The sequence below is a fragment of the Prosthecobacter sp. Pr1 genome (assembly GCF_057652315.1).
On record NZ_JBYFBS010000004.1, the window covers coordinates 160485 to 185909 of the forward strand.

At 61.1% G+C, this 25425-nt stretch carries 17 protein-coding genes and 1 tRNA gene; 12 read left to right on the forward strand and 6 right to left on the reverse strand.

From position 1 onward, the window contains the following. The first annotated feature begins 130 nt into the window (after positions 1 to 130). Complete coding sequence (locus tag AC24GY_RS08340; RefSeq protein WP_487681926.1) at positions 131 to 5185, forward strand: beta strand repeat-containing protein; 5055 nt, start codon at positions 131 to 133, stop codon at positions 5183 to 5185. A gap of 30 nt (positions 5186 to 5215) precedes the next feature. Here the strand turns inward: AC24GY_RS08340 and AC24GY_RS08345 are convergent, their stop codons facing one another. The 6 genes from AC24GY_RS08345 to AC24GY_RS08370 form a co-directional block, all read right to left on the reverse strand. Beyond that, positions 5216 to 8137, reverse strand: coding sequence for a transglutaminaseTgpA domain-containing protein (locus tag AC24GY_RS08345; RefSeq protein WP_487681928.1), 2922 nt, complete (start codon positions 8135 to 8137; stop codon positions 5216 to 5218). Positions 8138 to 8141: 4 nt separating this feature from the next. Continuing rightward, positions 8142 to 9071, reverse strand: a complete 930-nt coding sequence (locus AC24GY_RS08350) for an AAA family ATPase (RefSeq protein WP_487682358.1) — start codon at positions 9069 to 9071, stop codon at positions 8142 to 8144. A gap of 120 nt (positions 9072 to 9191) precedes the next feature. Beyond that, positions 9192 to 9437, reverse strand: a complete 246-nt coding sequence (locus AC24GY_RS08355; RefSeq protein WP_487681930.1) for a hypothetical protein — start codon at positions 9435 to 9437, stop codon at positions 9192 to 9194. Then, positions 9434 to 10174, reverse strand: a complete 741-nt coding sequence (locus tag AC24GY_RS08360) for a hypothetical protein (protein ID WP_487681932.1) — start codon at positions 10172 to 10174, stop codon at positions 9434 to 9436. Before AC24GY_RS08360 ends, AC24GY_RS08355 begins: the two co-directional genes overlap by 4 nt. Before the next feature lie 16 nt (positions 10175 to 10190). Further along, positions 10191 to 10595, reverse strand: a complete 405-nt coding sequence (locus AC24GY_RS08365) for a biopolymer transporter ExbD (protein ID WP_487681934.1) — start codon at positions 10593 to 10595, stop codon at positions 10191 to 10193. A gap of 72 nt (positions 10596 to 10667) precedes the next feature. Then, positions 10668 to 11357: a MotA/TolQ/ExbB proton channel family protein gene (locus tag AC24GY_RS08370; protein ID WP_294400131.1), complete on the reverse strand. Its 690-nt coding sequence runs from the start codon at positions 11355 to 11357 to the stop codon at positions 10668 to 10670. Positions 11358 to 11687: 330 nt separating this feature from the next. Between AC24GY_RS08370 and AC24GY_RS08375 the strand changes: the two genes are divergently transcribed. The 11 genes from AC24GY_RS08375 to AC24GY_RS08425 all read left to right on the forward strand — a co-directional run bounded on the left by AC24GY_RS08375 (position 11688) and on the right by AC24GY_RS08425 (position 25373). Beyond that, the gene (locus AC24GY_RS08375) at positions 11688 to 12596 is read left to right on the forward strand and encodes an N-acetylglucosamine-6-phosphate deacetylase (RefSeq protein WP_487681937.1); all 909 of its coding nucleotides are present in this window, start codon (positions 11688 to 11690) and stop codon (positions 12594 to 12596) included. A gap of 65 nt (positions 12597 to 12661) precedes the next feature. Beyond that, positions 12662 to 13165, forward strand: coding sequence for a hypothetical protein (locus AC24GY_RS08380; RefSeq protein ID WP_487681939.1), 504 nt, complete (start codon positions 12662 to 12664; stop codon positions 13163 to 13165). Positions 13166 to 13200: 35 nt separating this feature from the next. Continuing rightward, complete coding sequence (locus AC24GY_RS08385; RefSeq protein ID WP_487681941.1) at positions 13201 to 14751, forward strand: lipase maturation factor family protein; 1551 nt, start codon at positions 13201 to 13203, stop codon at positions 14749 to 14751. A gap of 85 nt (positions 14752 to 14836) precedes the next feature. Beyond that, positions 14837 to 14913 (forward strand) — tRNA-Pro (locus AC24GY_RS08390). A gap of 36 nt (positions 14914 to 14949) precedes the next feature. After that, positions 14950 to 15444 (forward strand): type III secretion system chaperone family protein, encoded by a 495-nt coding sequence (locus AC24GY_RS08395; protein WP_487681944.1) that lies wholly within the window; start codon positions 14950 to 14952, stop codon positions 15442 to 15444. Between the two features lie 57 nt (positions 15445 to 15501). Further along, positions 15502 to 16290: a PH domain-containing protein gene (locus tag AC24GY_RS08400; protein WP_487681945.1), complete on the forward strand. Its 789-nt coding sequence runs from the start codon at positions 15502 to 15504 to the stop codon at positions 16288 to 16290. 70 nt (positions 16291 to 16360) lie between these two features. Beyond that, positions 16361 to 18400, forward strand: a complete 2040-nt coding sequence (locus AC24GY_RS08405) for a sensor histidine kinase (RefSeq protein WP_487681947.1) — start codon at positions 16361 to 16363, stop codon at positions 18398 to 18400. 11 nt (positions 18401 to 18411) lie between these two features. Beyond that, a complete protein-coding gene (locus AC24GY_RS08410) occupies positions 18412 to 19038 on the forward strand; it encodes a response regulator (RefSeq protein ID WP_487681949.1) in 627 nt (208 codons plus the stop codon). A 95-nt stretch (positions 19039 to 19133) separates the two neighbouring features. Further along, positions 19134 to 22739, forward strand: coding sequence for a DUF1553 domain-containing protein (locus AC24GY_RS08415; RefSeq protein ID WP_487681950.1), 3606 nt, complete (start codon positions 19134 to 19136; stop codon positions 22737 to 22739). Positions 22740 to 22828: 89 nt separating this feature from the next. Next, positions 22829 to 24094, forward strand: a complete 1266-nt coding sequence (locus AC24GY_RS08420) for a DUF1501 domain-containing protein (RefSeq protein ID WP_422321274.1) — start codon at positions 22829 to 22831, stop codon at positions 24092 to 24094. A gap of 82 nt (positions 24095 to 24176) precedes the next feature. Further along, complete coding sequence (locus AC24GY_RS08425; protein ID WP_487681952.1) at positions 24177 to 25373, forward strand: 3-keto-disaccharide hydrolase; 1197 nt, start codon at positions 24177 to 24179, stop codon at positions 25371 to 25373. Positions 25374 to 25425 lie beyond the last annotated feature (52 nt).

A 25425-nucleotide genomic window follows, 5' to 3' on the forward strand; every position in this document is an offset into this window, starting at 1 on the left:
AGCCCCCAACCCTCGCTTTTCGAATTCCGAAAGGCCCCCCCAAAAAAAGACCATGAGTGCTTCGCTACTCAAAAGGCCGCTTCGTCGTCGTGCCTTTTGCTCCATCCTCCATGCCGTTTCACTATTCCCGGTGTTATTGCTGACCCATGCCAGCGTGGCCGCAGATGCCAGCTGGACCGGCGGAACCGGCACGCAGCTCTGGTCCACTGGCACCAACTGGAACCCCACCACAGCACCGGGAGCCACCTCGGGCACCACGAGTGCGGACACCGCCACATTCAATACTGCATTGGGTGCGACCACGATCACGATCGACACCGGACGCAATCTCCGCAATCTCATCTTTACCAACACCGCAGGCAGCACCTTCACGATTGGCAGCGCGGGCGCCAATGCGGGAGAGACACTGCTGCTGACCAATGGCGGCACCACAGCGATGAACGCAGGCAACACCGCCACGGTCACGCTGAATGCCCCCATGGTCATCGAGCCGACCACCGCCACTGGCACGGCCTCCTACACCTTCACCAACAACTCCACCAACAACGCTGGTGACCTCAATCCCTACAAGATGACGATCAACGGCAACATCAGCGGCGGCGCCACGACCGGGCTGATCACGCTCAATTTCACCGGCTCCACCGGCAACCGCAGCGGTGACACCACCGGCAACTTGATGAACGGGATCATCTCAAACGGCTTGTCCGGCGGCCTCAGTGTCATCGTCACCGGCAACGGGCAGACCGGCGTCTGGCAGTTCACCAACAGCAGCAGCTACACCGGCGGCACCACCGTCACCTCGGGCACGCTCATTTTTAACAGCATCGCCAATGCCGGACAGAACAGCTCCATCGGCGCAGGCAGCACGCTGACCTTGGGATCCGGTACGTTCGTAAAATACGCCGGCGGAGTTGCCGCCACGGACCGCACCATCACCGGTACCGGCGCATTTTATAACATTGGCAGCGGTGCGCTGACCCTGAACGGCAGCGTGAATGCGGGCATCATCTACCGCGGCAATGGCAGCTTCATCATCAACGGCCTCGTCACCGGCAGCGGCACCATGTCGCGCACCGATGGCGGCAGGGTGTTTCTCAACAACAACAGCAACTCCTTCGTCGGAGACGTCTCCATCTCCGACGGTGCGTTTCAGGCCACCACCATTTTCAACAACGGCACCAACTCCTCCGTCGGCAGCAACGGCAGGCTCATGTTCGGCCAGGCCAGCACCACAGTCGGCACCTTTGAATACGCAGGAAACACCACCTCCACAGACCGCCTCATCGTCATGAACAACGCCGCCGCCGGCAACACCGGGCGCGGCATCATCAATGCCATGACGGCCGGTCAAACGCTCACCTTCACCAACGGCGTCCGCGTTGCCACGGGCAACACCGTCACTTCCAACGCCAACTACTCAGACCTCACACTGACCGGCAGCGGCAATGGCGAGATTCAGGGGCAGATCGGTGGCACCACGGGTAACGCCGCCACCGTGGTGAACATGCAGATCATCAAATCCGGCACCGGCACCTGGACGCTCTCTGGTACCAACACGTACCTCCTCCAGACCCTTGTCAATGCAGGCATCCTGAACATCCGCAACAGCAGCGCCCTGGGTGCGGTGGTGACCAATGAAACCGTCCCCTCTGCCGCCAACGCAGGCACCGTCGTCGCCAGTGGTGCCACGCTTCAGCTGCAGAACAACATCAGCGTAGGAGCCGAAGCTCTCACCCTCAGCGGCACCGGTGCCACCGGACAGAATGGCGCGATTGTCAATGTCAGCGGCACCAACAGCTACGGCGGCGCACTGACCTTCGGCACTGCCAATGTCGCCATCTCATCAGACAGCGGCAGCCTCGCTCTTACCAGCACCACCGCCATCGTCGGCGGCACCCGCAGTCTGACTCTCACCGGCGCGGGCAGCGGCAGTCTTGCAGCAGCCATGGACACCACCGTCTCCGGCCTGACCAAGAATGGCACCGGCACATGGACCCTCTCAGCAGCCAGCTCCTACACAGGTGCTACCGCGGTGAATGCAGGCACGCTGAATGTCACCGGCTCGCTCGGCAACACCGCCATCACCGTCGCAGGTGGCGCCACCCTTGCCGCCTCAAGCACGCTCGGTGGCAGCCTCACCGTGGCGAATCTTGGCACCCTCAGCATTGGCAATATCCTCACCGCCGGGAGCACCGGCACCCTCACCATCGGGGGCAATCTCGTGCTCAATGACAGCAGCTTGCTCCTGTTTGATCTCGGCACCAGCAGCGATCTCATTCAGGCCAATGGCTCCCTCATCACCCTTGATGGCGTCGTCTGCGTCACAACAGGCGCAGGCTTCACCGCCGGAACCTACAAACTCATCGGCTACACCGGGACACTTACCGACAACGGCCTCGTGGCCCAGATGCTCGCCGGATACAATACGAGCATCGTCGTTGATACCGTGAACAAAGCCGTCAACCTCGTCGCCACCGCCATCAGCGCGCAGCACTGGGACGGCACCGACACCGTGGCAGACAACCTCGTGGACGGCGGTGACGGCGTCTGGACCAATGTCGGCACCAACTGGACGCTGGCAGACGGCAGCAACAACACCAGCTGGTCCGCCTCCGTGGAAAAGATCGCCGTCTTTGGCGGTGCCACCGGCGGCACCGTGCAGGTGCAGGACACCGTGGTCGTGAACGGACTCCAATTTGCCAAAAGCTACACCCTGGCCAACGGCGGAGGCAAAATCTCCATCTCCAACGCAGCCACGGAAGTTCGCGTGGATACCGGAGTCACCGCCACACTGGCAGCCCCGGTCATCGGCTCAGGTGGCCTCAACAAAACGGGAGACGGCACCCTCGTTTTCACCGCAGCCACCGGCTCAAACACCTACAGCGGCACGACTCTGATCACCTCAGGCACGCTGAAGATCGGCGCCACCGACACCCTGCCCACCGGAACCGCCGTTATCGTCGGTTCCGGAGCTTTCACCGGCACGCTCGATCTCAGCATCGCCAGCCAGCGCATCGCCAGCCTGCAGATCGCATCGAACAACGCCAATCTCAGCAGCACCGTCACCATTGGTGCCGGGCAGACACTTACCGTCAATGGTGGCTTCTCCACCGGAGTCAGCGGCACGGTCAAGGCCACCACCTTGGCCACCGTCACCGGCGCAGGCTCCCTCGTCGTCAGCAGCACCACCGCCCACTTCGAGGCCGGGCTGCAGACCGTCACCTCCCAGGCTGCCGCAAATGCCATCCCGGGCGCAGCCACTCCGTTTGACAATCAGGGCAACACCAACACCACCATCACCGACTTCAGCGGCCTCGGCTCCTTCACCGCCAACGTCAATGAATTCCGCGTGGCCCACGGCCTGAACAACAAGAGCACCCTCTACCTCTCCAACACCGCCAACAGCATCACCGCCAACACCGTGCAGATTTCCAACAGCGCTGACTTCAATGCTGGAAACGGCATTCTGTACCTCGGTACTGGCACCAACGTCATCTCCACCAATGCGCTCAACATCGGCGTGTCCAAAGGCGTCGGCACCGTGCAGTTCCTCTCTCAAACTGCAGGCAGCGCAGGCACCGTCGTCATCGGCGGGAAGACCGGCGCCACCACCAACATCACCGTTGGCAGTTCACTTGCCACCGTCACCGGCGCATCACCCACCGGCACCCTCGACCTCCGCGGCCACAATGCCACCGTCACTGCGGGTGCGCTCATCATCGGCAAACGCAGCAGCAGCGGCGCAGGCGGGGCCAGCGGGACCGTGAGTTTTGACACCGGCACTTTCACCGCCAACTCCGTCGAACTCGGCACCATGAGCGGCAATGCAGGCACGGTCGTCGGCTCACCCACCGCCAGCGGCACTCTCAACATCGGCGGCGGCACTTTCACCGTGGATGCCGGCGGCAGCTTTGTTTTGGCTACTTACGCGAATACCAACACCTTTGGAAAGGTCACAGGCACGCTCAACATCAGTGGCGGCACCCTCATTTCCAACGTTAATATCACCGAAGGCGGCAGCGCAGGCTCCACCACCAGCAACACCATCAGCACCATCAACCTCACCGGTGGCACACTGGACATGACCGGGCACAGCATTGGCGACGCCATCAACGTCATCGACGTCATCCAGCTCGCCTCCGGCACGCTCAAAGACGTGAGCGAGATCAACGGCGGCGCCGCCGTGTCCAAGACCACCAGCGGCACCCTCACGTTCCTCGGCACCAACACCTACACCGGAGCCACCACCATCAGCGCAGGCACCCTGCAGATGGGCAATGGCGGCACCTCAGGGACGTTGGGTTCTGGGAATGTCATCGACAACGCCGCGCTGGCCTTCAACCGCAGTGATCTCCTGACGGTGACCAACAATGTGAGCGGCTCAGGAGTGGTGAATCAAACTGGCAGCGGCACCACCGTCGTTAGCGGTGTGAACACCTACACCGGACAAACCACGGTCAGCGCCGGCAGCCTGCTGGTAAACAATGCGTATGCCGGCACGGATTCCGCCACCGGCACCAACACCGTGCAGGTCAATGCGAATGCGACTCTCGGTGGTACGGGGAGAATCGCCGGTTCCGTCAATCTCGCTGCAAATGCGACACTGGCACCCGGTGGCAATGCCGCCACCATCGCCGCTGGCACCACAGGGCTGAGCACGGAAATCGGCACGGTTCTCATCGGAGGCAATCTCAACGTCGGAGCCTCCGCCACGCTGGCCCTGCAATTGAAGAGCGGCGACACCGGACTGAATGCCACCTTTGATGCCATCACCAACCGCCTGACCAGCGTCAGCGGCACCGCCACGGATGGCGGCAACGACCGCATCATCGTGAATGGCACCCTGTCTCTCGATGCGGCCTCATCCATCAATGTCACCTTGGGGACAGGCTTCGCGCCCACCTATCATGCCGTCTTCGATCTGGTGGACTGGACCGGCTCCAACATTGCGCTGGCCTACTATGACTCAGGCACCGGCATGCGAGTGGGAGGCAGCGCTGACAATGCGGGCTTCGCACTCGACCTTCCAGATCTCACCATTTACAACAGCAGCTGGTATTGGGATGTGAGCCAGTTCGGCAGCACCGGAGTCATCGCCATCGTGCCGGAACCCAGCCGTGCCCTGCTGCTTCTCGGCGGCTTGCTTGCCTTGAGTCTGCGGAGAAGAAGGCTGCCAGCACTCTAAGAATGTGATGTGCAGGCTGCCTGCTTTGAATCACTTTGAGCTGGGGGTCAGCCGCTTTGGCTTGAAGCGCAGCACGGCTGCTTTGAATTGATCCAACACCTCATGCGAGGAACCGTAGCGGCCGGACACATACATGGCGACCAATGGATCAAACTGAGGAGCGAGATCGGGGCGTGCTTCCGCGACGCGTCGGGCAAAGGTCAGCGGGCCTTCATTGGGCATCCAGGTCTTCACCCCGGCTTTGCCCACACGGCTGCAGGCGCGATGCCACAGCCGCATCCAAGGATCGGCATGACGCGCGGGACGCCGCAGCCATAGGGCGACGAGCAAGACACCCACCACCACGAAGGCGGCACTGGGGATGAGCAGCACCAGCTTGCTCTGGCGCAGACCGACGCTTTCCAGCAGGCCGCGCTGGGATTCCTGATTGTAGTCGATGACCTGGTTTTGCCAGTCGTAGTTGACGCTGTCCCACCACAGCCGCAGGCGCTGCAAAGAACGCCCCCACAGGGTGCGGCGCTGGCGTTCTGCCTCCTCGGCACCTCCGGCCAGGAAGGCTTGCAGGTCAATGTTCACCCGGTCAGGCGCGAGTGCTCCGGTGGGATCAACACGATACCACCCGTAATTTTCCAGCCACACTTCCGTCCACGCATGCACATCACTTTGTTTCACGATGAGGTAGCCACCATTGTGGTCGGAGTATTCACCACCAAGGTAGCCGACGACGATGCGTGACGGCACTCCAGCCATGCGCATGAGCGTGGCAAAGCTGGCGCTGAAATGCTCGCAGAATCCAATGCGGCGTTTCAGAAAGAAGTCTTCCAGCGCCTGCGGCCCCTTGTACTCTCCCGGCTCCAGCGTGTAGCTGAAACCCTGGGTCCTGATGTAGTTAAGCGCTATCTGCACAATCTGCTCATCCGTTTGCGTCACCGATTCCCAGTAGTCAGTGAGCTGCTTAAGCTTGGGGGAGATGTTTGGCGGCAGTTGCAGCGCGGCTTCCCGGTGATCCTCTGGCAGTTCACGAAAGGGCGGCAGTTCGAAACGCGAGACCACCTCGAAACGCTCGGAATTCTGCACCATGAAAGGAGAGCTGAGCGATTGATCGAATTCGGGAGACAGCCGCTCGCCACGCAGCTTGGCCATGATGGGCAGATCCAGCGCGGGCAGCCAGCGTTTGCCGTGCGCCTCAAGGTCGATGATCTGACGCAGATCCATGCCGCTTTTCGGACGAGGCAGCTGGGGGGCAAAGCTGAGACGGTCACCCCGCGTCCAGCGCATGCCTTCACAGTCCCAAAGCGTGATGCAGCGCCAGTAGCGGGTCTCGTTTGAAGGCAGTGTACCATCAGGAAAGCGTACACGGAAGGCCACATCCGAACTCCGCGCCACCTGGGCGATGTTGCCGGGATCGAGAACATTATCGAGGCCCGTTTCACCAAAGCGGCTGCGGCCGAGCGCGGACCCCAGATCCAGCAGCCCGCGCGGAAACACAAAGAACAGGAGCAAGACCAATGGCAGCGCCTGGGCAAACAGCATGCCCGTCACACGCAGCGGTTCACGCGCCCCCGGAATGCTGCGGCGAAAGCGCACCATGCAGGCGGTGATGAACAGGACAACCACCACCGTCCACACAGACCGCGCGAGGTGGTTTTCCAGCAGCACTGCGCAGAAGGCGAGAAACCAGCCGATGAGCGCCAGCACCTGAAACTCACGTGGGGTGCGGCTTTCCAGCATCTTGGCGCCGGCGAGCACCAGCAGCAGCGCGATGCCGGGCTCCATGCCGCCCAGCTCGCCATAACTGAAATACACCGCGGTGGCACCTGCGATGATGACGCCAAGGCGTACCAGCAGATGCGGCACCGCCATGCGCAGCACCCCGCGCCAGATGAGGCACAACGCACACACCACCAAACCTGGCGTGGCGATGTAACCGCGCAGCGGCAGGATGGCGAGAAGCAGCGCGAGACTGAGAAACAGCAGCGGTCGTTTGGTCAGAAAGGTGGACTGCTCCAAACTTAAAACGTTGTCCACTTTGCTTGACTGCAATTCATCCGACAGGGCAGATCCGGCATCCGTGCCCGACTGCAGGGAGAGTGCATCGAGGCAGCGCCGCAGATGGGCGGGACCATGGCCCGCGCGAATGATGAGTCCGGGCATGCGAAGTTCGTACGGCTTTCCTTCGTCTTCACAGGTTTCCATCCACCGGGCGATTTGTGCAGCACGGGCAGGCACATCGAGTTGTAAAGCATTCCAGTCGAGCACCACGACACCCTGGACGCCGCTGCTCCATGATTTGACCATCAGAGGGCCGCCACGCGCCGCCGAACGCCAGTCGATGTGTCGCGGTGAATCTCCCGCACGCCACTCACGCAGACCGGCAAAATCATCACCGCCGCCCGCATTCCCACGGGAGGAGGAGACGGCGATGGCATCTCCCTGCCGAGTGGTGTCTGGCGCAGGCAGTGGCAAATCACCCGCAGCCTCGGGATGCACGCGGCGCACCCACTTGGTCTCGACCAAGCACTCCGCCGAGAACAGGCCCAGCGGGTAAACACTGCGCACCACCAGCTGCAATGCGCCGCTGGTATGGTGAAGGGGCGGAGGCAGATCGACGACCACCGCGCCACCTGCCGGAACACGCTCAACAAACACGGGGGTGGTGGCACCGACAACGTACACTTCGAGTCCACATGGAGATACCGCGCCCGTGGCACGCAGCTCCACCGGAATGCACTTTTCTGCATCCTGGGCGGCAGGTCTGGCCCCGATCAGCCGGACACTCAACCCACGCAGATTCGCACGCGCATGCAGCCATGAGAGCAAGCCCATCGTCGCAGTGAGCAGCGCGATCAAATGTGCAGCCCCATTGGACTGCGCCTCCGCCGCATACCACATGCCCGCAACGATGGCGAGCAGCGCCAGCGTGTGTCGGTTCCAGCGCACGCGCACTTTCATGGCATCAAGGCACCGGAGTTTCAGCGATCAACTGCCGCGCGAGTTCCACTCCGGTCATACCATCGGCGGCATGTTCGAGGCGATGTCCCATGACGACGACGGCCACAGCCTGAATGTCTTCCGGCAGCACCATCGCCCGTCCACTGAGCAAGGCCCAGGCACGGGCGGCGGCAAGCACTGAAAGCCCGGCACGCGGAGAGAGCCCGTGCCCCTGCACACGGCTGGCGGCCAGCAGGTCCTGCAGGTAATCGAGCAATGCAGGCGAGGCGTACACCGCACGCGTCCAGGTTTGCAGCTGCTGCAGTTCAAGGAAGGTCATCGCCGGCTGCATCGCGCGCAGCATCTCACGGCGCTCCTGGCCTTCCAGCAGCGCACGCTCAGCAGTACGGTCTGGAACTCCAAGCGCGAGACGCATGAGAAAGCGGTCCATCTGCGATTCCGGCAGCATGAAGGTGCCGATTTGTGAAGAGGGGTTCTGCGTGGCGATGACAAAGAACGGTTCCGGCAAAGGATGCGTGGAACCATCCGCCGTGATCTTGCCTTCCTCCATGGCTTCGAGCAGAGCTGACTGGGTCTTGGGCGTGGCACGATTGATTTCATCCGCCAGCAGCACCTGGGTGAAGACAGGGCCGCGATGGAAATGAAACGCCGCCGTGTCACGGTCATACACTGAGGCGCCGAGGATGTCTGCAGGCAGGAGATCACTGGTGAACTGCACGCGGCGGAAACCCAGACCCAGCGCCTGTGCGAGCGCCTGAGAGAGCATCGTTTTGCCGACGCCGGGCTGGTCTTCAAACAGCAGGTGTCCACGTGCCAGCAGACAGGTCACCGCAAGGCGCACGACATTCTCTTTGCCAAGAATGATCTGCGACACGCTCGAGATGATGGTTTCGATTTGTTGGGACGCTTGCAGGGCAGTGGCGGCGGGCAGCATGGCGTCGGTGGGGGAATGAGATGTGCGTGAGGACACGAGAGGAAGGATTATGCCGTCAAATGTCGCCGATATGGCGGATGGAAAGCAAGCCTGCATTCGCCTGCGCTGACAAATTGATGCTTAGATCTGCGGCAGCTTGTTCCGCTCGTTCGGCGTGTGGCAGACAGGGCAGATGGTCACGTCGATCTTGCGTTTGGCCTCGCATGCATAGGCGGTGCCGCAAATACGGCACTGGATTGCGATGCGCCGCCGATAAACTTCGCGTTTTCGATCGCGCCAGAAGCTGTGAAACCACAGCACGCAGACCGTGGTGACTCCGACCGCCATGAACAGAATGATCAAACCACCGAGCGGAATGGGGATCATGGCGTGGCAGCCACCTCCCAGCGGAAAGAGATTTCGCCCCACTCGACACGCTTGACCTCAGAAGGGGTGAACCGCAGCGTGCGAATCGCTGATTGCAGCTGCTGCATGATTTCAGCATCTTCGACACTGCTCAGCGGCAGTGCAGTGACAATCTGTCCGGCACTGCCAATGGCGACACGGAACTGAACCCGCGTGGGCTGGGTGAGCTTGACGCCGTTCAGCTCCACATTGGCCGGGCCGCGCTTTGCCAGAGAAGGACTCAGGATGGCATGCAACTTCGCGGCGGGTGGCGCGGCCACAGATTTGACGTCACGGCGTGGCACCGGAGGCAGCACATCTGCAGCTGCGGTGAACAGACGAGGCTGATGGATGGCGGCAGTCGCAGGCTCGAGCTCGCGCAGCTTGATTTCATGGCCGGCAAAGGAGGGGTGAAATGCCAGCAGCTGGCTTTGGACCGGCGCCACGGAGTCGGAGTCGCTCAGCAGGGCAAAGCTGCGGTCCTGCGCGCGGTGAATGAGTGCGAGCTCTGCGGGGTTGTTGGGATCCAGCGAGATCACATGCTGCGGTGTGACCGGCAGCCGCTGCGATACTGGATGAACAATGCGGAAGATGAAGAAGAAACCAGACATCGCGGCCATCAGCACCACCAGCGCACCGACCAGACGCCACATCGAATGATCGCGCACATCCCAGGCGAAGATCAGCCCGGGGGTGTTTGAATGCGGTTTCGTGGACATCGTGATCTGCGGCGGTTCAGGCCTTGGGCGGCACGGTGGAATACGCGACTTCGTAACCGAGCTCGAGGGCGATGTTGCCGATCTCGATCATACGGCCGTGGGCCGCCTGTTTGGCGCCGTGAATGATGGCGCGGCGTTCGCCTTCACGGTTTGCCTTGAGCTTTTCCCGCAGTTCCGCGGTGGTGAGGCGCACCCCGTCAAAATACAGGGCATTCTCCAGTCCTGCTGGAACGGTGATGATGTGAGCGCGATCGAAACCCGTCAGCCGCGAGTTTGACTGCGGCTGCTCCACCTTGATGCCGGACTGTACCACAAAGTTGCTGGTGAGGAGGAAATACACCAGCAGCAGCAGAATCGTGTTCAGCAACGGCACCGTGTACAGCCAGGGGCTTTGCTTGGGCAGATGACTCTCGAGCTTCATGGTTGATACGGCGGTAGGCGCAGTATCGGAGGCGCGAAGTGGTTGGGCCAGCCGAAAATGCGCTGCGGGCGCTTATCCCTTCATCCCGCGGCCACGCGATTTCGTCATCGGCGGCGCGGCTTCCGCCGGGCGGAATTCCACGATGTTGTCAGTGCTGTTGGCGTCTTCGATCAGATTCACGATTTCGATGCCGGCGCGCTCCAGATCATGCATCAAGGAGCGGGCGCGGGCGCTGAGAAAGGCAAAGGAGAGATAAGCAGGGATCGCCACGACCAGACCGAGCGCCGAGGTGATGAGGCTCTGATACACACCGCGCGCCACGTCCGCCTGCGTCGCGACACCATTGGCGGAGGAGAGGCTGGTAAAGCTGTCCAGCAGGCCGATCACGGTGCCCAGCAAGCCGATGAGCGGGGCCGCATGCGCGATGGCGTTCAAGATGCCTAGGAAACGCTCCAGACGGGGGACTTCAAGCTGACCCGCCTCTTGCACGATTTCTTTGAGCTGCTCGCGCGGCGCATGATGCCGCAGCAGCGCCGCGTGGATCACCCGCCCGGCCGGCACCCGTGTGGCCACGCACTCTTGCAGGGCCTCGGCGAAGTTTTTGCGACGGATCAGGCTGGCCAGTCCGGCCAGGAACTCACCGACGTTCATGCTCGCCCGGTGAAAGTAGGCCAGACGCTCGATAAAAATAGCTCCGGCGAAGCACAGGCACCCTATGAGGAGCCATACGAGCGGTCCGCCTTTGGAGATAAGATCTATCATGAGCCGAAAATCAGAAAGAGTATGGGTTGAGACTGGCACCACACGCCAGTTCGGGAGAGACGTGAAATACCTAGCATGTTTTATGCCGAGACTGATAGCTTGTAAACACTGGAAATAAACTGGATGGAGGGACGGAGGTCAAGTGAGGAAGATTCTAGGGCGTTCAAAGGAGGGGAAAGCCTCGGTAAAATGACCAAAAAGCCCCTTCCGCCGGGGCGGCAATTCTAGCCCCCTTTTTGACCTCCTGATGGCCTCCCCACGTGACATTCATACCAAAAGCCATCACCTCCCAGCCTTGATTCCCCATCCCGAACCCGCTCCAATGCCTGCATGAAACCTTTCGATCTCCAGGTCAATGGCTACGCCGGCACCGACTTCAACGGCGACAACCTCACCGCCGAATCCCTCCACCACGCCTGTGAAGCCCTCGCCGAGGACGGATGCGATGCCATCCTGGCCACCTTCATCACGGATGAAATCCCCACCCTGGAGCGCCGCATCGGCAAACTGGTCGAATTGCGCGAAAAGGACGCGCTCGCCCGCCGCATCATCACCGGCATCCATATTGAGGGGCCGTTCATCAATCCGATCAAAGGCTACGTGGGCGCCCACCCACCCCAGGCAGTGAAGCCTGCCAATGTGGACGACGCCAAGCGCCTCCTGGGCGCTGCCTGTGGACTGGCCAAGCTCGTGACCCTTGCCCCGGAGCACGACGAAGGCAGCAAGACCACCGCCTTCCTGGCCTCCCAAGGCGTCACTATTTCTGCCGGTCATTGTGATCCCTCACTCGATCAGCTCAACGCCGCCTGCGATGCCGGTCTGACGATGTTCACCCACCTCGGCAACGGCTGCCCCATCCAGATGCACCGCCATGACAACATCATTCAGCGCGCCCTCAGCCTGCATGACCGCCTCTGGCTGTGCTTCATCCCAGACGGCGTGCACGTGCCCTTCTTTGTGCTGAAAAACTGGCTCGCTGGCATCGGCCTGGAGCGCACCATTTTCGTCACCGATGCCATCTCCGCCGCCCGTCTCGGCCCCGGCCGCTACACCCTTGCCGGATGGGACATCCTCATCGGCGAAGACCTCGTCGCCCGCTCACCGGATGGCACTCACTTTGTCGGCAGCACGGTCACGGTGCCGAGGATCAAAGCCAATGCGTTCGCAGAACTGGGGATGAGTGATGCGGATTTGAAGCAGGTGCTGGATGTGAATCCGAGATTGGCGGTCAAGGGATAGCCATCAATCCGTTTCATGGGCAAACGCGTGATTGCCAGTTTGGATTTCGTGACCAGTATCCACGCATGTTCGCCCGCAAGTTCGCCATCAAACGAGTCACCTTCGTGCTACTGGGAGTCTTGCCAATCATTGCCGTCTTCTACTTTCTTTTCGGTGATGCCATAACCAACGATGCGCGTCTCCGGCAGATCACGAGTCAGTTGGGCACGCTGACACAACCACCCAACACAGTCCAAATCTCATCTAGATCAGCCGTGGGCTTGCTGAGTGGCAACGGCAACCATTGTGACTTTTTCGCCGGAGCCGTTTATCGCAGCCAAAGCACTGCGGAGGCAATCCAGCAACACTACAAGGGCTGTCAGTTTCAAAACCCAGTCACAGGCAGGAATGAAGACTGGAACCTCATCATTCTGACGGATGACCACTCTTTCGACTCAGTCTGGCTGCCCGATTACTTCGATCATCCAGAAGCGTGGCAGCTGACACCCGAGTCCTATGCCACTGGAACACATTTCCTCGTCTATGCCATGCGCTCATACGACGCAAACAGTGACTCCAGGTGTAACTGAGGCTCGCAACGACTTTTGCCATTGTAGTGCTTCTTGTGAATCCCCTCCCCTGGCTCGACTCCCATCGCGGACGCTACACGGTCGTCCGCTGGGTGTTTCCCCGCCTGCTCGCAGGCATTTACCTCATTGCCTTCATCTCCTGGGGAGTGCAGTATGACGGACTCGTCGGTGAGAACGGCATCCTGCCGGTGAAGAACCTGCTAGAAAACGTCCACGCTTTTGAAGCGCGCGAGCAGCAGACGCTGTTCTGGCAGCTTCCGAGTGTGTTTCATTGGCACTACAGCGATGCCTTTGCGCAGGGCTGCCTGATCACCTGCTGCGTGCTGGCCGTGCTCGTAATGTCCGGAGTGGCTCAGGGGCCGCTGCTGGCGCTGCTGTGGTTTGGGTATCTCTCCTTCGCCACCACGGGAGACATCTTCATGGGCTACCAGTGGGATGCACTGCTGCTGGAGGCAGGCTTTCTCGCGCTGTTCCTCGCGCCATGGCGTTTGTGGGCGTGGCGCGGGCCGACCGAACCGCCACGCGGCTCTATCTTCCTCCTTCACTGGCTGCTCTTCCGCCTGATGTTTCTCTCCGGTTATGTGAAGATCGGCGGTGGCGATCTGCCTTGGCAGGACATGACGGCGCTGCTCTACCATTACGAGACGCAGCCACTGCCGAATGGTTTGTCCTGGTTCGCGCACCATGCCCCGCGCTGGGTCCACGTGGCGAGCTGTTGGATCATGTATGGCATCGAGCTCGGGCTGCCCTTCGCGATTTTCCTTGGCCGCTGGGGTCGTCTCGCTGCCGCACTGGGTTTTCTCATCCTCATGGCCATGATCTCCGCCACGGGGAACTACAATTTCTTTGATCTGCTAACCGCTGCACTCGCCATCGCACTGCTGGATGACCGCTGGTTCCCCAAGCGCCTGCGCCACTGGCTGCGCATCGATCCCGAAGCCCCGCGCCCGTCCTTTACCCGCTGGACGCAATGGCCTGCGCTGGCGGCGGTTCTTCCTGTGATGTTTGTCACCCTGCTGGCAGCGGATTCCTTTCTGGCCGGGCGTATTCCCCACTTCAAGCCGATGCTCCCCACCGTGCTGCATGAGAAACTCGACGCTCCCGTCGCCCACACGCGCTCATTCAATGCCTATGGTCTGTTTCAGGACATGACCGAGGAGCGGCCCGAGATCATCCTCGAAGCCAGCGATGACGGCGCGCTTTTCCTGCCACTGGAATTTAAATACAAGCCCGGAGATCCCAAGCGCAGCCCGCCTTTCATCGCCCCGCATCAGCCGCGGCTGGACTGGCAGATGTGGTTCGCTGCGCTGTATCCCGGCTACGACCCGCAGCGGGATGCGAACCCAAACTCCCCCATGCACTGGTTTGGCCAGTTCTGCACCGCCCTGCTACAGCACAAGCAGCCGGTGTGGGACCTGCTGGAGCAACCACCCTTCCCCATCGAAAAAATCACCCACATCCGTGCCAAACTCTATCGCTACCATTTCACCAGCCCGGAGGTTCGGGAAGCATCCGGGGAGTGGTGGGAGCGCGAATTCCGCGGCAATTTTAGCGGAACGATGTCCCTAAAAGCCTCTGGAAGATGATTCATTCGACATTCCTCTTGCGTCTGTTCCATCCTGCGGCACTATCGCGACCCCTCGTTCGGTTTCGAATAAGGGAAACAACCTTCGGGGCGTAGCTCAGCCTGGTAGAGCGCTTGCTTTGGGAGCAAGAAGTCGTCAGTTCGAATCTGGCCGCCCCGACCATCTAAGATTTAAAATCTCAGATCTCACTCCCGCCGCATGTCCGCCCTTTACGCCACCGCCCTGAACACCTTCAAGGAAATGGGCTGGCTCTACCGAGAAGTGCCAGAGCATTCCGTCATCGAGGCTGATTTTGAAGCGCACCACACCAAGATCCCTCTGCATGTGCAGGTTTTTGGCGAGACGCACATCATCACCGTCGTCTCAAACTCCACTCAGCAGGTTCCATCCTCCCACCGCCTGCCGGTGTGCGAGCTGCTCATGCGCACGAACAAGGATCTGAACCTCGGCAATTTCGAGCTCGAATGGGAGAGCGGCCAGGTGATGTTCCGTGTCACGAATGTCTTTCCGCCGAACCGTCATGATGCGCGCATCATTGCCAGCCTTGTGCATTCCGCCGTGGCGGAGATGGACCGCCTCACACCGTTTCTTGGCGAAATCATCCAGACGCCCAAAGGTGAACTGCTGCTGCTCAAGGTCGCGGACCTGATGAAACGCGAAGATTTGCTCCCGCCCGTGCCCGAGGCCGAGTGATTGGACGTGACACGGGCAGTCCGCCTGTGCTTTTGTGGCCGCGAACAGGCTTTCCCAATGTCCGCCCGCTACACACTCCCGCAGCACCCGGCTTTCAGCGACCCGCTGTCCAAGGAGGATCTGTACACGCTCGTGGCCCGCGGCTCCCTGGCCCGGGGTGAGATGTGCATGGATGAGGACACCGGCCATATGCACACCGTAGGGGAGCTGGTCAGCGGCATGCGCCGTCCCAGCGCCAGCAGCGGCCAGGCGCGGATCGCGCGCCCCATGTATCGCGAGATCAGTCCTGACACGGAACTTCCGGATGAACCGGAGGCCGAGATGGAAGAAGAAGAGGAGGAGGCAGCCGACGAAGCAGCCCCCGAGGAAGACAAGGATGACGATTTCGACTATTCCCCCAGCGGTGAAATCATCCTGCACCATGCGCATCCATCCTGGCTGGGCTACACCAAGGCGCTGATCCTCTGCCTGCTGCTCACCGTTGCCGGCGGACTGCTGTGCGTGATCCAGCTCGAATATGGCATCATCGCCCTGCTGTGCGCGTCATCCACGCTCATCGCGGTCGGCATCGCGCGTTACTCGCACGACTACATTGTCACACGCGAACGTGTGGAGCTGATCTGGGGCATCATTGGCCGCAGTTCCAAAGAAGCGCGCATCTGCGACATCCGCAGCATCGACGTTTATGAAGCCGGCCTCAAAGGCTTGCTCGGTCTGGGCACCATCGACTTCTCCACCGCCGCCAATGCCGGCATCGAAGTACAGTTCAAGGACATGCGCAGCGCCCACGTCGTGAAGGATCTCGTGCGCAAACTGCAGCGAGGTGTGGACCCTACGGATGACTGAAATGAGGAATGACGCATGCAAAATGAAGAATGACGGACCTCACGGCCCCGCATCTCTCATTTGGCGAGTCGTGCTGTTTTCCGCATTCGTCATCTCACTTTCGTCATTCGCCGCAGGCGCGCCTCTCTCCCGCGCCATCGACATCCGCATGCTGCCGTATGAGCGCAGTTTGGAAAAACTGCCGGTCGATCTCACCGCCACGATCGGTTTCGTGGAAAGCGGTGGCACCGCTTTTGTACAGGACGACACCGCAGGCACACATCTGCACTTCAAACCCACGCGCAATGATCTGCGTGTGGGTGACCACGTGCGCATTCAGGGCACCACCACCGCCGGCCTTTATTTTCCAGGAGTCGATGTGGCTCAGTTGCAAATCCTCGGTCATGGCGCACCGCCCGCTGCGGCCCCCGCCAGCTATGATGACCTGGCCACAGGACGTTTCCATTACCAGCGTGTGATCGTTGAAGGGCTTGGCCGCACCCTGACGCCGCTAGACGAAAAACGCTCACTGCTGCGCCTTGCCATTGGCAGTCGCGTCCTGGAGGTGCGCGTGGATGCGCCGCTGGAAACGGCTCCGTCGCTTATCGATGCCCGCCTCCGCATCACTGCCCTCGCAGCCGGCGGCATCAATGACCGCCGCCAGCTCGTCTTTCCCTACATCCGCGTCACGGATTGGAATGATGTGGTGATTACCAAAGCCGCGCTGCCTCTCGATGCCTTGCCCATCACCTCCGTGGTCACTTTGCTGCAGTTCGGTGCTGCCGACGAGCCCCACCACCGCGCCCGCATTCGCGGCACCGTGCTGGCGGCCTTTTCCGATGGCCGTGTCTTTTTGCGCGATGCCACTCCTCCGCCCCCACCGCGTGAAACGCCCAAGGATGCACAACCCAAGCCGCCGCAATCGCCCTCAATCGCGATTCGCCTCATGTCCGCAGTCAATCTCACGCCCGGGCATCGTGCTGAGATCACCGGCTTTCCCATCATGGCCGGATTCAGTGCCTCGCTCGCCGATGCACTCGTGCTTGCCACGGAGCCGGATGCTTCACCTGCCCCAGCAGTTGTTTCGCTCAAAGAATTCCAAGATGGCTCGCATGACGCCGATCTCGTTCACCTGACCACGCCAGCAGTGCTCAATGATTTCTTCCGCAGCGCAGACGGCTTCGAGCTCCGCCTAACCTCCAACGGCACGCCGCTGCGCGCCTTTCTGCTGCAATCCAGCGCACCCGAGCTCGAAATCGGCACGTCCGTTGAACTTACCGGCATCTGCCTCGTCGAGTCATCGACGGACAAAGGGTTTCGCTCTCAGGCCGAGCGCGCTTCACTCCTGCTGCGTTCGGCAGATGACATTCAAGTGGTTCATTCAGCCCCATTTTGGACGGCGGGTCGCCTTGTCATCGCCAGCAGCATTCTGGCAGGCCTTGTCCTGCTGGCCTTCATTTGGATCGCCGCGCAACGGCGGCAGATCGGAGTCCTGAGCAGCCGCATTGTACAGCAGGCCACGCTGGATGAACGCCAGCGCATCGCACGAGAGTTTCATGACACGCTGGAGCAGGAGCTTACGGGGCTCTCCCTGCGACTGGATGCCGCCACGACGCGACCACTTGAGGACAAAGCTCGCACGCTCGTCGAAACCTCCCGCAGTCTTGTCTCCCGCATTCAAAGCGAGGCGCGCAACCTCGTGGCCGATCTGCGGGACACCGCCCAGCTGCATGATCTCTTCAGTGCGCTGCGGGAAATCCAAACGCGCATGCCGCCGAATGCACCGGCATTAAGACTCGACCTGCATCCCATTCCGCCCATCACCGGCCCCGTGTCCCATCACCTGCGCATGATCGCCCAGGAGGCCATCACCAATGCGCTCAAGCACGCGCAGGCCACGGAGATCACGCTGCATCTTTCCTCCACCGCTGACATGCTCACGCTGAGCATCGCTGACAATGGCCAGGGCCTTACCGCCAGCGCAGTGACCACCGGCCAGCCCGGCCACTTCGGCTGCATGGGCATCCGCGAGCGCTGCCGCAAAATAAACGCCAACGTTGATTGGCAAAGCCAGCCCAAACAAGGCACCATCGTCACCGTTCGCCTCCCGCTTGACGCCTTGACCACTTGACCCACACCGCCGTGTCCGCCGCCCCTATCTCACTCTTGCTTGTCGACGACCACTTCGTCGTCCGCAGCGGCCTCGTGGCCTCGCTGGAGCTTGAGGACGACTTCAAGGTCGTGGGTGAAACCGATCGCGGTGAAGAGGCCTCGGCGCTGTTTGCTAAAAAGAGGCCGGACGTCGTTCTCATGGATCTGCAACTGCCGGGCATCAGCGGCATCGAGGCCACAGCAGCGCTGCTGCGCGATCACGCGAACGCCCGCGTCCTCATCTTCTCCACCTTTGCCCGCGACGATGAAATCCAGGCGGCGCTCAAGGCGGGAGCCCTCGGTTACTTGCAAAAATCTTCCTCTCGGGACAATCTCCTCGCCGCCATCCGCACCGTGGCCAAAGGCGAACGCAGCCTGCCTGAGGATATCGCCCAGCGGCTCAAGGACCGCCTCGCGGAGCCGGAGATAACACCACGTGAACGCGAGATCCTAACCCTCGTGACCCGGGGCAACGCCAACAAAGAAATCGCCGCCACCCTTGGCATTGGCGAAGACACCGTGAAGCAGCACGTCAGCCGCATTCTCATGAAACTCAAAGTCAACGACCGTGCCCAGGCCACCGCCGAAGCGATCCGCCGTGGACTGGTGCAGGTGTGAAATATCCCCAATAAGTGGCCGGGGCGATCCGCCCCCTCACGAAAGTGGGGTGCCCGAAATGCTGAAAGCGGCCGCAATCCGGCGTTGGTAGGTGCATGACGCGTTCAGTCTCTATTTTTGCTACACTTCTGCTTACCTCCCTCGCTTCCGCTCAAAATGACAGCGGCGGCAATGACACCACGGACAAACCGCTGGCGAAGCCGGTCATGCAGTGGCGGTTTGATGCCGCGAAAGATCCCGGCCCGCGTGCACCGACTTTCCCTGGCTTTGCGAAGGATAACACCGCACAACGCTTCACTGGCGACGGGAAAAAATCCGCCCTCACCATCAAGGACAGCGAAGAACTGCGCTTTGGTCTGAACGAAACCATCACGCTGGAGGCCTGGGTCAAAGCGGCGGATCTCAGCGGCAGTCCCTACATCCTGGGCAAAGGCCGCCTTGGCACCAAGGAATTTGGCACGGAGAATCAAAACTACGCGCTGCGTCTGCAAACGGCGAAAGGCGGCGCGCAGATCGGTTTCCTGTTTCACAGCGCCGATGTCCCCGGCAAGAAGGGCGCATGGCACCGCTGGTGGTCCAAAGATATGCTGCCGACCTCCGGCTGGCACCACGTCGCGGTCACTTATACTTTTGGCAAACTCAAGAGCATCAAAGGCTACATCGACGGACGCGAAACCGACGGCGTGTGGGACATGGGTGGCGAGACGGATCGTGCACCCGTCACTGACGGAGACTCGCTCATGGTCGGCAGTGGCTCCACGCTGGCAGCCTCCCACTCGCTGAATGGTTGGCTGGATGAGGTGGCGATCTATCGTGGTCCTGTGGATGTCGCTGCACTCAAGGCGAAGTATCTGTTTGTTCCACCGCCACCGCCCGTGGCGAAGAAGCAAGTTCCTGCCGGGCGCGTGCTGGTGCAACTGGCCGAGGAAGGCATGCCCGAAGCCAATGCATGGCCGAGTGAGCACCCCAAAGTGGGCGAAACCTACACGGAGGATGTGTTCGGCTTCTTCGATGTGCCGCAAAAGTATGTGGACACCGGAGTGCGTGGCGAGCGCCACGTCCCCTTTCTGCTGCGCGCTGCCGCCAGTGTGACTTTCCCCAAAGGCAAACACCGCCTGCTGCTGCGCGCACGTGGTGCCACGAATCTCTACATTGAGAACAAGACCATTCTCACCACACCCTTTCCTCCCAATGACAGCGATGGTCACCACCTGGTGACCGATCAACAAGGCTATCTCGACCTGGGTCCCGACTTCCGCTTTGTGCCGCCGGGCAATCGTGAATCATGGTGCGAGTTTGAAGGCACGGGCAAGCCGCAGTTCATCGTGCTGGAGACCCTGGTGGGCAGCTATGCCGGCAAGGCTGCGCGCCGTCCAGAACTCGGCGAAACCGTCGTCGCATGGTCTCAGCAAGGCACTGAAACCTGGAAACTGATCACCCCCGGCAAACGCGAAGTCGCTTACAACGATGCTGGCTGGACCGCTTACGAACAGGAGCGCAACGCCCACTACGCTGATATCAACGCCAAGAAACGCGCCGAGCTGCGCGCACAGTCCGCGTCCTACTGGGCCACGCGCCGTAAAGCAGCAGAAGCATGGCTGGCCAAGAACCCAGCGGGTGAAGGCAGCATTGATTCCTTCATCGCAGCGAAGATCGACAGCGTGAAATCACAGGACGCCCACAAAGGCAGCATCGATTATTTCAAGCACATCCAGCCCATCCTCGAAGCCAAATGCACCGAGTGCCATCGCGGCGCGAAGGCCAAAGGCGGATTGCATCTCGACTCGCTCGCAGATGCGATGAAAGGCGGCAAGTCTGACGGTGCCGCAGTCGATCCCGGCAAGCCGGATCACAGTTCCATCATCGCCCGCATCACTTCTTCTGATGAAGACGAGATCATGCCGCCCAAGGGCAAGCCCTTGACCAAGGATGAGATCGCGCTGCTGACCACTTGGATCAAGGAAGGCGCGCACTGGCCGGAGATTCGTGCCGATCATCTCACGCTCACACCACTGACGGATGACCTCACTTTCCTGCGCCGCGTCTACATCGACACTGTGGGTGTGCCGCCATCGCTGGAGGAGATTGCCGCATTTGAGAAGAACCCCGACCGCAAGGCGGCCATCGACAAACTCCTCGCTGACCCACGCTGGGCAGACAACTGGATGGGCTACTGGCAGGATGTGCTGGCGGAGAACCCAAACATCCTCAACCCCACGCTAAACAACACCGGTCCCTTCCGCTGGTGGTTGTATGAGTCTTTGCAGGACAACAAGCCGATGGATTTCTTTGTCACCGAACTCCTGCGCATGCGCGGCAGCGAGCGTCTCGGCGGCCCCGCCGGATTTGGTACGGCCTCGCAGAATGATGTGCCGATGGCTGCCAAGGGCACCATCGTCAGCACCGCTTTCCTCGGGGTGGAAATGAAGTGCGCACGCTGCCATGATTCACCCACGGGCAAGTCATTGCAGCAGGATCTCTTCGAACTCGCCGCCATGCTGGGCACCAAGGAAATCGAAGTGCCGAAGACGAGCAGTGTGCCGATGGACAAGATCCACGCCGGTGGCCGCAAGCCGCTGATTCAAGTGACGCTGCAGCCCGGCACCAAAGTGCAGCCCAAGTGGCCGTTTGCCGAGTTCTGCGATGAAGCCGCAGCGAAACTCGCCGAAGATCCCAAAGACAGCCGCGATGTGCTGGCCGCCATGATCACCGCCCCGCAGAACGAGCGCTTTGCCCAGGTCATCGCCAATCGTGTGTGGGCACGCTTCATGGGCCGCGGCATCGTGGAACCCATCGAAGACTGGGAGAAGGGCAAGCCCACGCATCCCGAGCTGCTCAAGTGGCTGGGTCGTGAATTCGTCAGCGGCGGCTACGACATGAAACACTTGGCGCGTCTCATCCTGAACAGTCAAGCCTACCAGCGCGCCACCGATCCAGCCTTGAAGCAGACCAGCCCGCTCTTCACCAGCCCAGCGCCACGGCGCCTGCAGGCCGAGCAGATTGTGGACTCGCTCTTCGCCGCCACCGGCAAGCCCTTCCACACCGAAGAAGTCTGCCTCGACATCGACAACACCCGCGATCTCAAAAACGCCATCCACCTCGGCAAGCCGCACCGCAGTTGGATGCTCACCAGCACCAGCAACGAACGCGACCGCCCCAGCCTCGCCCTGCCCCGCATCCAGGCTGTCACGGACGTGCTCAGCGCCTTTGGCTGGCGTGGTTCACGCCAGGATCCCATCAGCAAACGCGACGCCGATCCGAACGTGTTGCAGCCCGCCATCCTCAGCAACGGCACGCTTGGCATCTGGCTTACACGTTTGAGCAATGACCACGGCGTCACCACCCTAGCGTTGCAAAACGAAACCCTCGACCAGTTCATCGATCAGCTTTTCCTCAAACTCCTCACCCGCCATCCCTCGGCTGAAGAACGTGCTCTTTACACAAAGCACCTGAGTGCTGGCTTTGATGCTCGAGTTCGGTCCGCACCCAGCCAGCCACCAGCCACCACACGCACCCGCGAAAAATACGTGAGCTGGTCCAATCACCTCGACGGCGAAGCCACCACGGTGCGCATGGCCCAGGAAACCGCCGCCCGTGCAGGTGACCCGCCGACGGAGAAACTCGATCCTGCATGGCGCAGCCGCATGGAGGATGTGCTGTGGGCACTGCTGAACGCGCCTGAGTGGGAATTTAGCCCTTAAAGAATGACACCACCGGCCACCGCCACCCCACGAAAGTGAGGGGCCAGAAAGAATGAAACCGACCCTTTGCTAACGTTTGATATCACATCATGAAACGCCGCTCCTTCCTCACCTCCGCCGCCGCCTTTGGCGCGGCACCGTTGTTTGCGAACAACACCCCCGTCCACATGCCGAAGGGCAAGGCGGAGCACTGCATCTTTATCTGGCTGGGCGGTGGCATGGCGCAGATCGACACCTTTGACCCGAAGAAGCTTGGCAATAACACGGACAAAACCAAGGTGGCCGGTTCGCTCTACAAGGCCATCGACACGACCGTTCCCGGTGTGCAGGTGACGGAGCACCTCAGCCAGACGGCCAAAGTCATGGAGCACGTAACGGTGATGCGCACGGTGAACCATCACGTCATCGACGAGCACGCCTTCGCCACGAACATCGTCCACACCGGCCGCATGATCTCCGGCAATGTGGTGTATCCCAGCATCGGCTCCATCATCGCGCATGAGCGCGGTGCCGTGGGTGGCGAGGTGCCGCCGTACATCCTCATCGGTTATCCGAATGTCAGCCGCGGCCCGGGCTTCCTTGGTGCGAAGGCCGGTTACGTCTATCTCACCGACACCAACACCGGCCCTGCCGGCTTTTCGCGTCCAGATTTCGTCGACGAAAAGCGCGCACTGACCCGTGAGCAATTGCTCGCGCCTCTCATGGCCCGTGCACCGAAGGAATCCGCCATCGCCGACTACAAGACGGCCCAGGAGCAGGCGCTCAGCCTCTCCGGCCCGCAGTTCATGCGGCATTTCAATCTCAAGGAAGAACCCGCCGCACTGCGCAATGCCTACGGCGGTGAATTCGGCCAGCGCTGCCTGCTCTCCCGCCGCCTTGTTCAGGCGGGAGTGCGTTTCATCGAGGTTTCACACAACCTGAACTTCATGAACGGCACCGGCTGGGACATTCACAACGAAGGCTACAAAAATCAGCACCTGCTCATTCAGGAACTCGACACCGCCCTCGCCGCGCTGATCCGCGATCTGAAGGACAAGAAGCTCCTCGACAAGACCCTCATCGTCGTCGGCACCGAATTCGGTCGGCCACCGGAGTTTGATGGTCGTGGCGGTCGCGGCCACCAAGGCACCACCTTCTCCATGGTTCTCGCCGGTGGCGGATTGAACCACTGCGGCGCATACGGAGTCAGCGATGAACTGTCCAAAAAGCCCGTCGAGAACCCCGTTCCGCTCGTTGATTTCCACGCAACGATCCATGCCGCGATGGGCATTGATCCGAGCAAGGAACTGATGGATGGCACGCGTCCCGTGCCGATCACCGATGGTGGCAAACCTGTGGCGGCCTTGTTTGGCTGAGCCGAGGAATCAAGGGACTCCCGCCCCCAAGTTTCGGCTTTCCCTTGCGAAGCTTCGCCATCCATCGGCGTACTCTTTGCACATGAAATCCGCCTTACTGCTCTGCGCCCTCGCCCTCACCACCGCGCTCCTTTCCCACGCTGCCGATGACGACGGCTTCGTGCCGATGTTCAATGGCAAAGACCTCAGCGGCTGGGTGAATGCGAACTGCGCGCCTGAGACATGGAGCATCAAAGACGGCGTCATTCGCTGCACCGGTATTCCCACCGGAGCCATGCGCACCGAGAAGCAGTACGAGAACTTTATCCTGGAGTGCGAGTGGAGGCACCTCACCAGCGGTGGCAACTCTGGCGTCTTCATCTGGGGCAGCCCCATCTCCGCGCCGGGCGTTCCATTCCTACGCGGCATCGAGGTTCAGGTGCTGGACCAAGGCTACATGAAGCACGCCGATCCCACAAAGCCGCGCTGGTTCACCACGCATGGTGATGTCTTCCCCATCCACGGCGCCACCATGGAGCCGCATGGCGACCACAGCGGCCAGCGCAGCTTTCCTAGCGAGGAACGAAGCAAGCCCTCGCCGGAATGGAACCACTACCGCATCACCGGCAACAACGGCACCCTCACCCTCGCCGTGAATGGCAAGGTCGTCAGCGGCGGTGACAAATGCTTCTGGCGCAAAGGCTACCTCGCTCTCGAATCCGAAGGCGCACCCGTCGAATTTCGCAATGTGCGCATCAAAGAACTGCCCTCCACCGGTGCCACCGCCGCCGATTCCGCCCCGCAGGATCAAGGCTGGAAGCATCTCTACAACGGCCTCGATCTCCGTGGCTGGAAAGTGGCCGCAGGAACTGAATCACGCTGGAAGCCCTCGAACTGGAACCTTAAACTCGAAGCCACCGACGGCCAGGAATCCACGCCTCTGTGGAGCGAGGCTGAAATCACCAACGGCGAATTCATCGCCGACTTCCAGCTCCTCAAATCTGCCAACCTCAACACTCCCTGCACCGGCTTCTGCGTCCGGGGTCAAACCAGCCCCGCTGTCCTCATCGGCACCGGCAAGGCCCCCATCGTCTTCGGCCCGGATCAAGTGAAGCTCGGCAAATGGTACCGCCTGCGCCTCAAACTCGACGGCACGAAAGCCACCGCCACGCTGACTGAAACGCAGGAGGCCAATCCGCAAACGAAGGAGGCGAGCCTAGAGGGTCCAGCGAAAGGCCCTGTGGGCATTGCTGATTTCGGCACCCCGATGACGTTCGCGAATTTCTTTGTGCGGGAATGATTGAAAGTACGATGAACACTCCTGTCCGTCGATCAGCGTGCCCGCCACACCC

Excerpts from the sequence above, each read along its gene's own strand:
- AC24GY_RS08345 (WP_487681928.1), bottom strand. The coding sequence starts at position 8,137 with ATGAAAGTGCGCGTGCGCTGGAACCGACACACGCTGGCGCTGCTCGCC.
- AC24GY_RS08350 (WP_487682358.1), bottom strand. The coding sequence starts at position 9,071 with ATGCTGCCCGCCGCCACTGCCCTGCAAGCGTCCCAACAAATCGAAACC.
- AC24GY_RS08355 (WP_487681930.1), bottom strand. The coding sequence starts at position 9,437 with ATGATCCCCATTCCGCTCGGTGGTTTGATCATTCTGTTCATGGCGGTC.
- AC24GY_RS08360 (WP_487681932.1), bottom strand. The coding sequence starts at position 10,174 with ATGTCCACGAAACCGCATTCAAACACCCCCGGGCTGATCTTCGCCTGG.
- AC24GY_RS08365 (WP_487681934.1), bottom strand. The coding sequence starts at position 10,595 with ATGAAGCTCGAGAGTCATCTGCCCAAGCAAAGCCCCTGGCTGTACACG.
- AC24GY_RS08370 (WP_294400131.1), bottom strand. The coding sequence starts at position 11,357 with ATGATAGATCTTATCTCCAAAGGCGGACCGCTCGTATGGCTCCTCATA.
- AC24GY_RS08375 (WP_487681937.1), top strand. The coding sequence starts at position 11,688 with ATGAAACCTTTCGATCTCCAGGTCAATGGCTACGCCGGCACCGACTTC.
- AC24GY_RS08380 (WP_487681939.1), top strand. The coding sequence starts at position 12,662 with ATGTTCGCCCGCAAGTTCGCCATCAAACGAGTCACCTTCGTGCTACTG.
- AC24GY_RS08395 (WP_487681944.1), top strand. The coding sequence starts at position 14,950 with ATGTCCGCCCTTTACGCCACCGCCCTGAACACCTTCAAGGAAATGGGC.
- AC24GY_RS08400 (WP_487681945.1), top strand. The coding sequence starts at position 15,502 with ATGTCCGCCCGCTACACACTCCCGCAGCACCCGGCTTTCAGCGACCCG.
- AC24GY_RS08415 (WP_487681950.1), top strand. The coding sequence starts at position 19,134 with ATGACGCGTTCAGTCTCTATTTTTGCTACACTTCTGCTTACCTCCCTC.
- AC24GY_RS08420 (WP_422321274.1), top strand. The coding sequence starts at position 22,829 with ATGAAACGCCGCTCCTTCCTCACCTCCGCCGCCGCCTTTGGCGCGGCA.
- AC24GY_RS08425 (WP_487681952.1), top strand. The coding sequence starts at position 24,177 with ATGAAATCCGCCTTACTGCTCTGCGCCCTCGCCCTCACCACCGCGCTC.